Source organism: uncultured Lutibacter sp., assembly GCF_937891065.1.
Taxonomy (GTDB): Bacteria; Bacteroidota; Bacteroidia; order Flavobacteriales; family Flavobacteriaceae; genus Lutibacter.
The window spans coordinates 1-15,020 of sequence record NZ_CALAEQ010000014.1 but is presented as its reverse complement, the minus strand read 5'-3'; the positions used below and the strand labels follow the sequence as shown (position 1 = coordinate 15,020).

General features: G+C 29.9%; 14 protein-coding genes. 8 read left to right on the top strand and 6 right to left on the bottom strand.

Annotated features, from left to right (window positions below; all coding sequences use genetic code 11):
* The coding region (locus Q0352_RS01320; protein ID WP_299522375.1) for a chloride channel protein at positions 1-1,265 on the top strand (1,265 nt) is incomplete at its 5' end.
* Here Q0352_RS01320 and glpQ read toward each other — a convergent pair.
* Positions 1,262-2,254 carry a glycerophosphodiester phosphodiesterase gene (glpQ, locus tag Q0352_RS01315; RefSeq protein ID WP_299522372.1) on the bottom strand — a complete coding sequence of 331 codons (993 nt, stop codon included), beginning with the start codon at positions 2,252-2,254 and terminating at the stop codon, positions 1,262-1,264. The genes Q0352_RS01320 and glpQ overlap by 4 nt on opposite strands.
* Before the next feature lie 72 nt (positions 2,255-2,326).
* On the opposite strand from glpQ, the gene Q0352_RS01310 reads away from it, so the two are divergent.
* Complete coding sequence (locus Q0352_RS01310) at positions 2,327-2,557, top strand: hypothetical protein (protein ID WP_299522369.1); 231 nt, start codon at positions 2,327-2,329, stop codon at positions 2,555-2,557.
* A 1-nt stretch (position 2,558) separates the two neighbouring features.
* On the opposite strand, the gene Q0352_RS01305 is transcribed toward Q0352_RS01310, so the two are convergent.
* Positions 2,559-3,008 (bottom strand): nucleoside deaminase, encoded by a 450-nt coding sequence (locus Q0352_RS01305; protein WP_299522366.1) that lies wholly within the window; start codon positions 3,006-3,008, stop codon positions 2,559-2,561.
* 59 nt (positions 3,009-3,067) lie between these two features.
* Here Q0352_RS01305 and dxs point away from each other — a divergent pair, with 59 nt between their 5' ends.
* From dxs to Q0352_RS01290, 3 genes are all read left to right on the top strand, one after another.
* On the top strand, positions 3,068-4,837 hold the full coding sequence (gene dxs, locus Q0352_RS01300; RefSeq protein ID WP_299522363.1) for a 1-deoxy-D-xylulose-5-phosphate synthase: 1,770 nt from the start codon (positions 3,068-3,070) through the stop codon (positions 4,835-4,837).
* A 61-nt stretch (positions 4,838-4,898) separates the two neighbouring features.
* A complete protein-coding gene (locus tag Q0352_RS01295; protein ID WP_299522360.1) occupies positions 4,899-5,852 on the top strand; it encodes a DUF3078 domain-containing protein in 954 nt (317 codons plus the stop codon).
* A gap of 105 nt (positions 5,853-5,957) precedes the next feature.
* Positions 5,958-9,173 (top strand): glycosyl hydrolase, encoded by a 3,216-nt coding sequence (locus Q0352_RS01290; RefSeq protein ID WP_299522357.1) that lies wholly within the window; start codon positions 5,958-5,960, stop codon positions 9,171-9,173.
* Positions 9,174-9,213: 40 nt separating this feature from the next.
* Here the strand turns inward: Q0352_RS01290 and Q0352_RS01285 are convergent, their stop codons facing one another.
* Both Q0352_RS01285 and Q0352_RS01280 read right to left on the bottom strand, forming a co-directional pair.
* Complete coding sequence (locus Q0352_RS01285; RefSeq protein WP_299522355.1) at positions 9,214-9,450, bottom strand: VF530 family protein; 237 nt, start codon at positions 9,448-9,450, stop codon at positions 9,214-9,216.
* 32 nt (positions 9,451-9,482) lie between these two features.
* A complete protein-coding gene (locus Q0352_RS01280; RefSeq protein ID WP_299522353.1) occupies positions 9,483-10,064 on the bottom strand; it encodes a HutD family protein in 582 nt (193 codons plus the stop codon).
* A gap of 120 nt (positions 10,065-10,184) precedes the next feature.
* Here Q0352_RS01280 and Q0352_RS01275 point away from each other — a divergent pair, with 120 nt between their 5' ends.
* Positions 10,185-10,913 (top strand): NYN domain-containing protein, encoded by a 729-nt coding sequence (locus tag Q0352_RS01275; RefSeq protein ID WP_299522351.1) that lies wholly within the window; start codon positions 10,185-10,187, stop codon positions 10,911-10,913.
* A gap of 101 nt (positions 10,914-11,014) precedes the next feature.
* A complete protein-coding gene (locus Q0352_RS01270; RefSeq protein WP_299522348.1) occupies positions 11,015-12,493 on the top strand; it encodes a Na+/H+ antiporter NhaC family protein in 1,479 nt (492 codons plus the stop codon).
* Positions 12,494-12,594: 101 nt separating this feature from the next.
* Here the strand turns inward: Q0352_RS01270 and Q0352_RS01265 are convergent, their stop codons facing one another.
* Positions 12,595-13,878 carry a DEAD/DEAH box helicase gene (locus Q0352_RS01265; RefSeq protein ID WP_299522377.1) on the bottom strand — a complete coding sequence of 428 codons (1,284 nt, stop codon included), beginning with the start codon at positions 13,876-13,878 and terminating at the stop codon, positions 12,595-12,597.
* Between the two features lie 127 nt (positions 13,879-14,005).
* On the opposite strand from Q0352_RS01265, the gene Q0352_RS01260 reads away from it, so the two are divergent.
* Entirely contained in the window at positions 14,006-14,809 is an 804-nt protein-coding gene (locus tag Q0352_RS01260; RefSeq protein ID WP_299522345.1) for a Cof-type HAD-IIB family hydrolase, read from the top strand.
* Position 14,810: 1 nt separating this feature from the next.
* On the opposite strand, the gene Q0352_RS01255 is transcribed toward Q0352_RS01260, so the two are convergent.
* A partial coding sequence (locus Q0352_RS01255) for a T9SS type B sorting domain-containing protein (protein WP_299522342.1) occupies positions 14,811-15,020 on the bottom strand: 210 nt, incomplete at its 5' end.

Sequence of the window (15,020 nt, the reverse complement as noted above, 5' to 3'; positions counted from 1 at the left end):
AAGCACCAATTGCAGCTATTGTTTTTGCTGTTGAAATTTTTAGCTTAGAATTAACTTTAGCCTCTATGGTTCCATTATTGCTGGCTTCTATAACAGCGGTTTTAACATCCTATTTCTTTTTTGGCGATGATGTATTACTTCACTTTGATTTACAAGATAAATTTCAATTATATGATGTTTTATTTTATGTATTGCTAGGTGTTTCTTCAGCAGCTGTTTCAATATATTTTAGTAAAGTTTATTTTAAAATAGGAAAGTTTTTTAAAAAGTTTAACAGCCCTTACAAGCGTTTATTAATTGGTGGTTTTTTACTTGGAACAATTGTGTATTTTATTCCGCCTCTTTTTGGTGAAGGATTTGATACTATTAATAGTGTTTTAAAAGGAGATATTGTAAATGTTATTACTAATAACATATTTCATGTAGCAACTGATAATATTTGGATTATTATTACGCTTCTTATAGGATTAATTTTATTTAAAATAGTTGCAACCTCCTTTACTTTTGGAGCTGGTGGTGTTGGTGGTGTTTTTGCTCCAACGCTTTTTACAGGAAGTATTACTGGTTATGTTTTTGCAACCATTATAAATTCAAGTAATATATTTAGTCATCAACTATCATTAACAAATTTTGCTATGGTTGGTATGGCTGGTTTAATGGCGGGTATTTTACAAGCTCCATTAACAGCAATCTTTTTAATTGCTGAAATTACCGGTGGTTACGAATTATTTATTCCGTTAATGATTGTTTCTTCCATTTCATTTATTGTAACAAAAAGATTTATTCCGCATAATATTTACGCTCATGAATTGGCTAAAAAAGGTGAACTTCTTACGCATAATAAAGACAGAAATGTGTTAATGCTATTAGATTTAGATAAACTTATTGAAACTGATTTTGTTTTATTATATCCTGAAATGACTTTAGGTGAAGTAGTTAATGAAGCTGTTGCAAAATCATCTCGTAATCATTTTCCAATAGTTAGTAAAGAGAATGATTTTTTAGGAATATTAACCATTAACGATATAAGAGGCATTATGTTTAATAAAGAATTATATGATTCTGTTAAAGTGAGTAGTTTAATGCACGCCGCATCAGATATCATATATTATGAAAAAGATTCTGCAGAAGATATTTTAGATAAATTTAAACGATGTGGTGCTTGGAATTTAGTGGTGCTAAAAGACGAAAAATATTTCGGATTTATTTCTAAATCGAGGTTATTAACTGCTTACCGTAGAAAACTAATTGATGTAACTGCTTAGTTTTTATTTATAAAATCTACCACTTTATCTGGGAAATCGGTAAAAAATCCATCAATATTTGCTTCATATAAAGCAACGTTTAGTAATTCATCAAAAGTTTTGAAATCTCCCAACTCATCAGCTCTAAATGTATATGCGTGCACTTTTAAATTATTTTTATGTGCATTCATAACTAAATCTGAAATTAGCCATTTACCATTTTTATCTTTTCCTTTAATAATTTGCGGAATCCAAGGACCAATACCATCGGCATATTTAGCAAACTCTTCCATTCTTAATTCTTCTTCTTCAAACTCAATAAGTTGAACCAAGAAAAGTTCACTTTTAAATTCTTCTCTAATTCTTTTTAATTCCTTGGCATCAAAACATTGTAAAATACAGTTATCTTCTTTTGTTTTATAGCCATATTCTGCAAGAACATTTAATACTATTTTCGAAATATCTTTTCCTTCTTTTTGATGAAATTCAGGTTCTTTTATTTCAGGGTAAATTCCAATGTTTTTACTTCTACTTTTATTTAAACCTTGAATTAATTCTATTTCTTCTTGTAAAGAATGAAGCTTAAAATTAGATTTAAATAGCGGGAATCTGTTAGGGAATATTGCTTTATTTGTTGCTGGATCAAACCTTTCTGAAACATTTAATTGTTGTAATTCTTCAAAAGTAAAATCTACAACGTAAAAGCGTCCATCTTCTCTATTTCTGTCTGGAAATTTAATTGCAACATCAGTAACAGATTCTAAATGAATATCATGAATTACAACCAGAACATTATCTTTACTTAACACAATGTCTTGCTCAATAAAATCAACATTCATTGTATGTGCCATTGCTTTTGAAGCTAAAGTATGCTCGGGTAAATAACCTGATGCCCCACGATGTGCAATTACTACTTTTTCACTTTTAGTAGAAACTTTATTTATTTTAACTTCTTTGTTATTGCAACTCATAAAACATAAAACTAAAATTACTACTAAAAATCTAGGCATATTCTAAGTTTAAAAACTGTTTAAATATATTACTTTTTGTAGTTTTACAGCAATTAATATTAGAATCTATTTATGAAATTTGTATTAAGTACTATTTTGGTTTTGGTTATAGGGATGTTAGCCTATGGTTTTTATATTAAATCTAACGGAGATACTAATGGTGAAATTATTGTTGGTATAAGTGTGTTAATTGTGGCTTTTGTTTTAATGCCTTTGTTTATATATCACAGATATAAAAACAAAAAAATGAGTGATTTTACCTTTAAAAAATTTAAAAATGACCTTGAAGAAAGAAGTAAATAATTTAGTTCAAATTCCGTTTTTCGATAAAAAAACGTTTCAATAATTTACCACATTCTTCTTTTAAAATTCCTCCAACAACTTCTGTTTTTGGGTGTAGCGTTGTTTTCAATACTATAAATCCTCTTTTTTCTTCTGAAGCTCCGTATACAATTTTACCTATTTGCGCCCAATAACTTGCTCCCGCACACATTTGGCAAGGTTCTAAAGTAACATACATTGTACACTCTTTTAAATACTTACCTCCTAAAAAATCGGAAGCAGCTGTAAATGCTTGCATTTCGGCATGAGCTGTCACATCATTCAATGTTTCAGTTAAATTATGAGCTCTTGCAATAATTTGATTGTTCATCACAATTACTGCACCAATAGGAACTTCATTTTTATCTAAAGCCATTTCTGCCTCTTGTAAAGCACGTTTCATGAAATAAGTATCATCAAAAGGTTGTATCATATTTCAAAAGTAAAATTTTTAATTCAACGAACAATTTAAATAGTGTAATTTTGTGACAGATGAAATCAAATTTGTTAGAACATATAAATAGTCCGATAGACTTACGAAAACTACCTAAAAATCAACTTTCACAAGTCGCTAAAGAATTACGTGATTTTATTATTGATATTGTAGCAACAAAAGAAGGTCATTTAGGTGCAAGTTTGGGTGTTGTAGAATTAACTATTGCGCTTCATTATGTTTTTGATACACCAAATGATTTATTAATTTGGGATGTTGGACACCAAGCTTACGGGCATAAAATATTAACAGAAAGAAGACAACAATTTCATACAAATAGACAACTAGGAGGAATTTCAGGTTTCCCAAAACGAGATGAAAGTATTTACGATGCTTTTGGAACAGGCCATTCTTCTACTTCAATTTCTGCAGCTTTAGGAATGGCAATTGCTTCAAAAATTAAAGGTGATTTTAAAAAACAGCATATTGCTGTAATTGGAGATGCCTCTATCGCAAGCGGAATGGCTTTTGAAGCATTAAACCATGCAGGAGTAACAGATGCTAATTTATTAATTATTTTAAATGACAATACTATGGGAATTGACCCAAGTGTTGGTGCTTTGAAAAATTATTTTACCAATGTGAAAGCTGGCAAAAAAGTAAGAAAAAACAATATTATTGAAGCTTTAAACTTTAATTATTCTGGGCCAATTGATGGGCACAATATTGAAACTGTAATAAATGAATTAGAACGATTAAAAACTATAAAAGGACCAAAGTTTTTACACATTATTACTACAAAAGGAAAAGGCTTAGAACAAGCGGAGCAAGACCAAGTAACATACCATGCACCTGGAAAATTTGATAAAATAACAGGTGAAAGAATTATAAAAGATACGAGTATTCAGCCTCCAAAATTTCAAGATGTTTTTGGTGAAACTATTGTTGAATTAGCGAAAAATAATGATAAAATTGTAGGAATAACTCCTGCTATGCCAACAGGAAGTTCCCTTAAATTAATGATTGATGAACTACCCGATAGGGCTTTTGATGTTGGAATTGCGGAACAGCATGCAGTAACTTTAGCCGCAGGAATGGCAACACAAGGATTAATTCCTTTTTGTGCCATTTATTCTACATTTTTACAACGTGCTTATGATCAAATAATTCATGATGTTGCTTTACAAAATTTACCGGTGATTTTTTGTATAGATCGTGCTGGGATTGTTGGTGAAGATGGCGCAACACATCATGGTGTTTTTGATATTTCTTATGTACGCTGCATTCCGAATATGGTGATTTTCGCACCTTTAAATGAAGTTGAATTACGTAATATGATGTATACCGCTCAATTAGGAATTGATTTTCCATTAGCAATTAGATACCCAAGAGGAAGAGGCACTATTATTGATTGGAAACAACCTTTTAAAAAGCTAGAAATAGGAAAGGCTGAGTGTGTTTCAGAAGGAAATGAAATTGCTGTATTAACCATTGGAACTATTGGAAATTTATTAATTGATCTTCAATCTGAATTACCAAAAAATAAGATTGCTCATTACAATATGCGTTTTGTAAAACCTTTAGATGAAACATTACTTCACACTATTTTCAAAAAATTCAACACAATTATCACTATTGAAGATGGTACAATTGTAGGAGGTTTTGGAAGTGCTATTTTAGAATTTGCTTCAAAAAATAATTACAAAAGTAACACCGTAAAACTTTTAGGGATTCCAGATCACTTTATAGAACATGGAAAAGTTGAAGAATTATTTGATAACATTCAATTATCTAAAGAAAATATAAAAGAATTCTTACTAAATCTTTAATTCATTAAATAATAAATTTTGTTTCTTTGCCGTTATTCTTTTTTTATCAAAATTTATTAAAATGAAATTTAAACTGTTATTTGTCTTTTTTTTAATTATCACAATTTCAAAAGCCACAATACTAAATGATTCAATAGCTATAAAACCAGACTCTATAAGCAATTGGACTACAAAAAATAAAATAGGATTAATTTTTACTCAAAATTCTTTTGTTAACTGGAATTCAGGAGGGAATAATTCATTGTCAGGAATTCTAAAAATTCATTTAATAAAAAATTATAAAGACAGTCATTTAGCTTGGTCTAATGAGTTAAAAAGTAATTATGGTTTAAATAAAGAAGAAGATAGAGAATTAAGAAAAACAGAAGATTTATTTGAGGTAAACTCTACATTTGGTTATCGAAAAAATCGAAAATCTAACTGGTATTACTCTGCTAAATTGAACTTTAAAACTCAATATTCAAATGGATATAAATATCCAAATACTGATAAACCAATATCAAAATTATTTTCTCCAGCCTATTTATTTGTTGGAGTTGGATCAGAATATACTTCTAAAGAAAATGGTTTTAAATTATACCTTTCGCCTATTACAAACAAAACTACTTTTGTTTTAAACCAATCTTTAGCTAACGAAGGATCTTTTGGAGTAAAACCGGCGATCTATGATAATTCAGGTGAATTAATTACTGAAGGTGAAAATGTTAAAATGGAATTTGGGACTTTAGTATCTGGTGAATGGGCAGCAAATGTTATGACTAATATAAAAATGGAAAATAAACTTAGTTTATATTCTGATTACCTAAATAATTACGGAAATGTAGATGTAAACTGGGAACTAAATTTTGATTTAACTATTAACAAATATGTAACTGCTAATGTAGGATCTCAATTATTGTTTGATGATGATGTTAAACATAAAGAAGACCTAAATAATGATGGGGAATTAGATGTTTTAGGAGCGAAAATTCAAATAAAACAACTCTTAGGAGTTGGATTCTTATATATTTTTTAAAACAAAGATTTTTTAAAAGACACACTTATTTATAAGCTCTTTTTTAGTGACATAATTTATTATTTTTACTTATTTTTATGCAACATTAATTTTAAACAATATATTATGCATAAAATAAATAATAAAAGTTGGTTTCTTGTAACCATCTTCACTATTATATTTACAGTATCATCATTTCAATCTTTTGCACAAAAGAAAAAAAAGAAATCAGAAGATTCTCAACAGTTTGAGCTAAATGATAAAATGCTAAAAATGCTCAACTTTAGAAGTGTTGGCCCAGCAGCTTATTCAGGTAGAATTTCAGATTTAGCAGTAAATCCAAACAATACTTCGGAATATTATGTTGGAGTTGCAGCAGGTGGCTTGTGGAAAACTATAAATCACGGTACTACATTTGAACCAATTTTTGACGATCAACCTGTTTTTTCAATTGGTTGTTTAGCAATGGATCCTAATAACTCAAATGTACTTTGGGTAGGAACCGGAGAAAACAATTCACAACGTAATTTAGGTTATGGAGATGGAGTTTATAAAACAACAGATGGAGGGAAATCATTTACAAATATGGGACTCAAAACTAGTTCTCAAATTGGTAAAATAATGATTGACCCAAGAAATAGTAATGTGGTTTATGTAGCCTCTCAGGGTCAAGCTTGGGGACCAGGTGGTGAAAGAGGATTATATAAAACAATAGATGGAGGTAAAACTTGGAAACGAGTTCTTGAAATTGGTGAATATACAGGTGTATCAGATATGGAAATGGATCCTAGAAACCCAGATATTTTATACGCTACATCTCATCAACGTGAGCGTAGAGTGTATTCAAAAATTAATGGAGGGCCTGAATCTGCAATTTACAAATCTGTTGATGCTGGGGACTCTTGGACAAAATTAAAAAAAGGATTACCAAAAGGAGATATTGGTAGAATAGGATTAGCATTATCCCCAGCAAACCCAGATATTATTTACGCAGTGGTTGAATTACCTGAAAATAAAAGTGGTTTTTATAGATCAAGCGATTTAGGTGAAAGTTGGGAGAAAAGAAGTGACAAAGGAACATCAAGCCCGCAATATTATAATGAAGTTTATGCAGATCCTATAAATCCAAATTTAGTAATTTTAATGGATACACGAAATGCACTTTCTGAAGATGGAGGAGCAACTTGGGAAAATATTGAAGGGAATAATAAACATGTAGATAACCATGTTATTTGGATCAATCCAAATGACACAAACCACTATTTAGTAGGAAGCGATGGAGGATTATATGAATCTTATGATAGAGCTAAAACGTGGCAGTTTAAAAACAATTTACCAATTACTCAATACTATCACGCAAGAACAGATAATGATTATCCATTTTACAATATTTATGGGGGCGCTCAGGATAATGGTTCTTGGTTTGGACCTTCAAAAACAAATCGTGAAAATTTAGTAAATTCAGATTGGACATATACTATTGGTGGTGATGGTTACTTATCAATCCCAGACCCTAGTAATCCAGATATTCATTATTGTGAATCTCAATATTGTGGTATAAGAAGATATGATAGAACAACAGGAAATAGTATTTCTATAAAACCTCAACCAACAATTGACGAGGAATATAATTGGAACTGGAATACACCATATTTTATAAGTTCATTTAACCCAAAAACATTGTATATAGGTGGAAATTATGTGTTAAAAAGTACAGATATGGGTGGTACTTGGAACAAGATTAGTAAAGACTTAACAAGAGGAATTGATCAAAATACGCTACTTATGATGGGTAAAATTTGGTCACCTGAAGCTGTGGCTAAAAATTTATCAACATCTAAATTTGGAAACATCTTTGCTTTATCAGAATCACCATTAAAACAAGGAATGTTATATGCAGGAACTGATGATGGCTTGATTTGGATTACAGAAAATGATGGTGAAAATTGGGTTAAATACGACAAGTTTACTGGAGTTCCTGATATGACTTTTGTAAATTATGTGCTACCCTCACAACACAACGAAAATACAGTTTATGCCTGTTTTGATGGTCGTAAAAATAGTAGTGATTTCACACCTTATTTAATTAAAAGTACCGACAAAGGTAAAACTTGGACCTCAATTGCTTCAAATCTTCCATCAGGAACGGTATATTGTATTCAAGAAGACCATGAAAATCCTAATTTACTATTTATTGGAACGGAATGGGGCGTATGGACAAGTATTAATGGTGGTGAAAAATGGGTTCAAATTAAAGAGGGAATCCCTACAATTCAAGTGAAAGATTTAACTATTCAAAAACGAGAAAACGATTTGGTAGTTGCCACGTTTGGTAGAGGTTTTTATGTGTTAGAAAATTATGCACCTTTAAGAAAATTAAGTAGTGAAATTGAGAAAAAAGAAGCTCACATATTTGAAATTAAAGATGCTTTATTGTATTTCCCTTCAAGTAATTTAAATTATCAAGGAGATGTTCATTTTAGAACTCCAAACCCTGATCCAGCAGTTAAATTTGAATACTTTATAAAAAATGGATATGAAACTCTAAAAGAAAAAAGAGAAAAAATAGCTGAAGAGTCAGAGAATATTACATATCCATCAGAAGAAGAATTGTTAGCTGAAAAAATGGAGCCAAAAACAACATTGTTATTTACAATTTACGATGCTAATGGAAATATAATGAGGAAATTAAATTCATCACTTAAGAAAGGTTATGGGAGTATTAATTGGGATTTAAGCTATTTGTCAGAGAGAGGTGCAAAAGTTCCACCAGGGACATATAAAGTTGCTATTGACAAAAATATAGGTAGTGAATTTACAAGACTTTTAGAACCTCAAAGCTTTAACGTAAAGTCAATTCCAAATGCGCTAGGAACACCAAATTATGAAGCAAACTTTAACTTTATTAAAGAAGTAACTAATTTATATGCAAATGTTACTGCTTCAAGAGGTAAAATAGATGACATGAGTTCTAGATTAAAAAGTATGACAAAAATTCTTGAAAATATGCCAGTTGAAGCAAATGTTTTAACGAATAAAATAGATGCTTTACAAAAAGAAATAGATGCTGTTTCAAAGGTTATTATTGGTGGTTTTGGAGCTAAAAATACCGTTTCTAGTAGAGTTAGAAATACAATATATGCTACTTATTCTGCTCAAGTAGATATTACTGGAGCACAAAAAGAACAATATAAAATTGCAAGTGAAGCATTTAAAAATGTAGCAGTAGATTTAAATAATTTATTTGAAACAAAGCTTCCAAGTTTGGAAAAAGAGTTTGTTGAAGCTGGAGGAGTTTTATTTAATAACCCGCCAGAAAGAAGAAGAAATTCTGAAGAATAAACCAACAAAAAAAGGCAACCAATTGGTTGCCTTTTTTATGTTATTTCTTAATAGATTTTAAATATAAATTTTCAACTTTAGTTCTAGCCCATGGTGTTGTTCTTAAAAATTTAAGACACGATTTTATAGTAGGATTACTTTTAAAACAGTTTAAATTAATAGTTGCTGCTAATTCCTCCCAACCATATGTTGCTACTAAATATTGAACAATCTCTGCCAACTTAATACCGTGCAGTGGACTGTTTGGGTGTTCTTGTTTTTTGTTTTCTTCCTCCATATGAAATGCAAAAATAGGATATTTTTAACGAATCAAATTTTAATTTTAGCTATAACTAGTTCACTATTTTCTGAACTTGTAATTTGAGCCATTGAAGTTATAACATCTTTTATAACAAATAAATCACCTTTTTTTAAATATTGAAGTGCGTCCTTTATGCTTGCCTTAAAGTTTCCTTCAACAACATATATAAAAATCCAATCCCATCTATCATCAAGTTGATAATTAATATTTTTTCCATCTGTTAGTTTTAATGAAGACAAGTCTCCAAATGTATTTCTTGTGGTCATTAAATTAAAGTCAGTGCATTTTCCAATAGATGATGTTTCCCAATTTCCTTCAAAAGTATCAATATCCCATTTTTTAAGTTGTTTTGAATAATGATTTTTATGATTAATTGTAATATTCCCATCCAAAATCATTAATTTTCTTGAAACTTCTGGAAGTACCGTAAAACTAGATTCTTCTGTTTCAACAGTGGCAGAACTTAATCTAAAATTGAAATTTTGTTGCTGATAATTAGCTTTAGGAGGATAGATAAAAAGTTGTGTTGTTGTACCACCTGACCACTTATTTATTTTAAATTCTTCCGAAGGAATTTGTATAAATTTCATTAAATAATATTTAATTTTCAAAGATACTTTCTATTTATAATTCAAAAAAAATAATGAACTGTTTTTAAGATAAATAAAAGAAACATATTTTTCTGTACCTTTATAAATTAGAATTAAATTATGATAAAAGATATAAAATTAGCCGTGCTTATTGATGGTGATAATATTCCTTCAAAATATATTAAAGAAATGATGGAGGAAATCGCAAAATATGGTACGCCAACCATAAAACGTATTTATGGAGATTGGACTAAACCGCAGTTAGGAAAATGGAAAACCATTTTACTTGAAAATGCAATTACCCCAATACAACAATATGGCTATACTGTTGGAAAAAACGCTACAGATTCAGCAATGATTATTGATGCTATGGATATTTTATATTCAGAAAAAGTTGATGGTTTTTGTTTGGTTTCATCAGATAGTGATTTTACAAAATTAGCAACACGTTTAAGGGAAGAAGGTCTTATTGTGTACGGAATTGGAGAAAAGAAAACCCCAAATCCTTTTATTGTGGCTTGTGATAAGTTTATTTATTTAGAAATTTTAGAAACGGAAGATGATAACCAAGACGGTATTAGAACTCATAAAAATGTAAAACTAGATAAAATTACTCCAAAAGTAATTCAATTATTAAAAAACTCAGTTTCTGACGCTTCTGATGATGATGGGTGGGCTTTTATGGGCGATGTAGGTTCACTTCTTTTAAAAAAACAACCAAATTTTGATGCTCGTAATTTTGGATTCCAAAAGTTAACACCTTTATTTAAATCTTTAAAACAGTTTGAGATTGAGCAAAGAGATAAAACTAGCGGACGCTTTAAATTAATTTACGTCCGCAACAAATAAATTTTACTTGCCTGATTTTATTATATCTATAGAAGTGTACTTCAAATTCTTTTTTTATTTGGGTACTTTTTATATATTTCAAAAAACTTATACTTTAATTTATGAATGATTATGGATTTCTGTCAATACTTCCTCCAGTTATAGCTATTATTTTCGCATTAAGAACCAAACAAGTATATATCGCATTATTTTTTGGTATTTGGTTTTCATGGATAATTATGAGTGATTGGAACTTTTTAACAGGAACTTTAGCAACTTTTGAAGGATTGGTAAATGTGTTTAAATCTGAAGGAAATACAAGAACCATTATGTTTAGTGCTTTAGTTGGAGCTTTATTACTTTTTATTCAATATTCTAGAGGTGTAGAAGGATTTGTAAATAAATTAAATATTTTAATTGCTTATTTTGAAAAAAAAGAAGCTGGCTATAGTAGAGTTATAGTACAATTATTAGCAATGTTTACGGGTATTATTTTATTTGTTGAAACCAGTATAAGCTCACTTACCGTTGGTACTTTATACCGGCCAATTTTTGATAAATTAAAAATACCTAGAGAAAAACTGGCTTACATTGCCGATTCTAGTTCTGCTCCCACTTCAATTTTAATTCCTTTTAATGCTTGGGGAGCATTTATTATGGGTTTATTAATAACTCAAGGTATTGATAATCCTTTTGCTACGTTAATTTCCTCTATTAAATATAATTTTTACCCGATAGTAGCATTAATTATTCTAACATTAGTAATTGTCTTTAAAAAGGATATTGGCTCTATGGCGAAAGCTGAAAAACGAACCAAAGAAACAGGCAAATTAATGAATGATGGTTCTAAACCTATGATTTCAGATACTGTAACATCGTACCCTCCAAAAGAAGGAATTAAAGCAAAAGCCTATAATATGGTTATTCCTCTAGTAACAATGGTACTAATGATGCCTATTAATTTAGCTTATACAGGGTGGCATAAAGTAGAAAATTTTAATTCTTTTGGAAATCATTTTTCCCAAGCTATAGGAAAAGGATCTGGTTCTTCGTCAGTATTATATGCAGTTATTACGGCTATTTTTGTGGCAATGATTTTATATCGTTCACAAGGAATAATGAAGCTAAAAGAAATGGTAGATTTAACCTTAAAAGGTATCAGTGAGTTAATGCCTTTAGCTTTATTAATGATGCTTGCTTTTGCAATTGGTGAGGCTTGTAATCAATTAGGAACAGGAATTTATATAGCTAATATATCTAAAGATTGGCTTTCTCCAGAATTATTACCTGCCATAGTTTTTGTAATTAGTTCATTTATTGCTTTTTCTACAGGAACTTCATGGGGAACTTTTGCAATTATGCTAGCTATTTCTTTACCAATGGCCGAAATACATGGCTCAAATATACATCTAGTAATTGCGGCAACATTAGGTGGTGGGGTTTTTGGAGATCATTGTTCGCCTATTTCAGACACTTCTATTATTTCATCTATGGCTTCAGCCAGCGACCATATAGACCACGTAAAAACACAATTACCTTATGCTTTAATTGGCGGATTAATAAGTACTATTTTGTATCTTATTATGGGTTTTATTGTTTAACAGTTAAAATAGAAACACACTATAAATAAAAACAACTTAACATTAATGTTAAGTTGTTTTTATTTATTTTGAAATATGTGATACTAATAAATGTTATTCTATTAGTAACGACGCTTTTTTGAAGAAGGTCTTCTGCTTTGCTTTTTTTGTGTATTTTCTCCTTCTTTAGGTTTAGTAGCTGAATGATGCTTCAATTTTTTACGTTGGTTTTTTGAAGGACTTTTAGGAATGGCAGCATCTTCAATTCCGTCATCAATAAATGGATGTTCTGATATTACGGGTATTTGTTGATTTATTAATTTCTGAATATCTTTTAAGTACGCTTTTTCTTCAGCATTACAAAAAGATAAAGCAATTCCACTCGCTTTTGCTCTTCCTGTTCGACCAATTCTGTGAACATACGTTTCAGGAATATTAGGTAAATCAAAATTCACAACTAAAGATAACTCTTCAACATCAATACCACGTGCAGCAATATCAGTTGCTATTAATATGTTCAGTTTTCCATCTTTAAAATCACCCAAAGCTCTTTGTCTGGCACCTTGAGATTTATTTCCATGAATAGCTGCCGATTTTATATGACTTTTTGTTAAAATTCGAACAATTTTATCGGCTCCGTGCTTAGTTCTTGAAAAAACAAGTACTGAGGAATTTGGATTTTCTTCTATAATATGAATTAGTAATTTAGGTTTGTTTGGTTTACTTACAAAATAAATTGCTTGTTCCACTTTTTCAGCAGTAGCCTGTTTTGGTGTAATTGTCACTTTTTGATAGTTCCCTAGAATTTTACTTGATAAATCAATAATTGCTGAAGGCATGGTAGCTGAAAAGAAAAGCGATTGTCTTTTTTCAGGTAATTTGGCAATTATTTTTTTAATATCATGAATAAAGCCCATATCCAGCATTTGATCAGCTTCATCTAATACAAAGTATTTTACATATTTTAAAGAAATAAACCCTTGTGATATTAAATCCAACAAACGACCAGGAGTAGCAACTAGTATATCTGTTCCTCTTCGTAATTCATCAGTTTGTGATCTTTGTTTAACACCTCCAAAAATTACCACATTATTTATGCCTGTATATTTCCCATAATCAGTAATATTTTGTGCAATTTGTATGGCTAATTCTCGTGTAGGAGTAATTATAAGTGCTCTAATTTTTCGTTGTCCTTTATGGTCATTTTTACTATTGTAAAGATGTTGCAATATTGGAATTGTAAAAGCAGCTGTTTTACCCGTTCCTGTTTGTGCACAACCTAATAAATCTTTTCTATCTAATAAAATAGGTATAGATTGCTCCTGAATTGGTGTTGGGTGTGTGTAACCTTCATCTTCTAAAGCTTTCAAGATTTGGTCGTTAATTCCTAAGTCTGTAAATTTCATGGCGGCAAAGATAGTCGAATTCATTGGATATTCAGTTTTGTTTGAAAAACAGGTAATTATACCTTCAAAATTGAATTTAAAAACTACTGTTTGATTGTGTACATTTGCAAACGAAAAAAATTCACTCATGAATTATAAATTAATTTGTACAGATATTGATGGTACACTATTAAATAAAGACAGAGAATTGTCAGAAATTACCATTAAAGAAGTACAACGAATTGCTCCAATTCCATTTGTGTTAATTTCTTCACGTATGCCAAAAGCTATGAGGCATTTACAACAACAATTTAATAATACAAGCACTCCAATAATAGCATATAATGGCGGATTAATATTGGATAATGATATTATTTTACACTCTACAGTTATTGATAATATTGTTTTAGAAGAAATTATAAATCAATGCTCAAAAACGGCTATTCATTTAAGCTTGTATTATGCTGATGAATGGTATGTTCCATCAATGGATTTTTGGGCAAAAAGAGAAGCGAACAACACTAAAGTAACTCCAACTGTAAAACCAAATATCGCTGTTTTAACTCAATGGAAAAATGAAGATAAAGGCGCACATAAGATTATGTGCATGGGTGATGAAACTGAAATAGAGATTTTATACAATTCATTAGAAAAAAGTTTTTCAAACGAAATTACATTGTATCGTTCAAAACCAACATATATTGAAATTTCACATAAATCCATCTCTAAAAAAACAGCCATAGAATACTTATTAAAGAATCGATATTCGGAAATTTCTATGGAAAATGTAATTGCTTTTGGAGATAATTATAACGATATTGAAATGTTAAAATCTGTAGGTTTAGGTGTTGCTGTTGCGAATGCTAAAGAAGAGGTATTGAAAATTGCAAATAAAATTACTGATACCAATAAAAATGATGGTGTAGCGAAAACTATTGAAGAGTTATTTTAAATTACCTTCTAATTAAGCTAAAATGCCCTTTTCTAATTCTTATATTTCCAATAGCATCAACTAATTCAACAGAGAACCAGTAATCGGTTGCGGGTAATTGTTTTCCTCTAAATAAACCATCCCAACCATCTCCTCTTGGATTAATTTGAGTGATATATTTTCCAAACCTATCAAAAATATAAATGTTAGAACTAGCATAAAAGTTTTCGTT

Bases quoted from the DNA above. Each gene is read 5' to 3' on its own strand.
- Q0352_RS01295 (WP_299522360.1), top strand. From the start codon at position 4,899: ATGAAATTTAAACTGTTATTTGTCTTTTTTTTAATTATCACAATTTCA.
- Q0352_RS01280 (WP_299522353.1), bottom strand. From the start codon at position 10,064: ATGAAATTTATACAAATTCCTTCGGAAGAATTTAAAATAAATAAGTGG.
- Q0352_RS01265 (WP_299522377.1), bottom strand. From the start codon at position 13,878: ATGAAATTTACAGACTTAGGAATTAACGACCAAATCTTGAAAGCTTTA.
- Q0352_RS01290 (WP_299522357.1), top strand. From the start codon at position 5,958: ATGCATAAAATAAATAATAAAAGTTGGTTTCTTGTAACCATCTTCACT.
- Q0352_RS01260 (WP_299522345.1), top strand. From the start codon at position 14,006: ATGAATTATAAATTAATTTGTACAGATATTGATGGTACACTATTAAAT.
- Q0352_RS01305 (WP_299522366.1), bottom strand. From the start codon at position 3,008: ATGATACAACCTTTTGATGATACTTATTTCATGAAACGTGCTTTACAA.
- Q0352_RS01275 (WP_299522351.1), top strand. From the start codon at position 10,185: ATGATAAAAGATATAAAATTAGCCGTGCTTATTGATGGTGATAATATT.
- Q0352_RS01310 (WP_299522369.1), top strand. From the start codon at position 2,327: ATGAAATTTGTATTAAGTACTATTTTGGTTTTGGTTATAGGGATGTTA.
- glpQ (WP_299522372.1), bottom strand. From the start codon at position 2,254: ATGCCTAGATTTTTAGTAGTAATTTTAGTTTTATGTTTTATGAGTTGC.
- Q0352_RS01285 (WP_299522355.1), bottom strand. From the start codon at position 9,450: ATGGAGGAAGAAAACAAAAAACAAGAACACCCAAACAGTCCACTGCAC.
- dxs (WP_299522363.1), top strand. From the start codon at position 3,068: ATGAAATCAAATTTGTTAGAACATATAAATAGTCCGATAGACTTACGA.
- Q0352_RS01270 (WP_299522348.1), top strand. From the start codon at position 11,015: ATGAATGATTATGGATTTCTGTCAATACTTCCTCCAGTTATAGCTATT.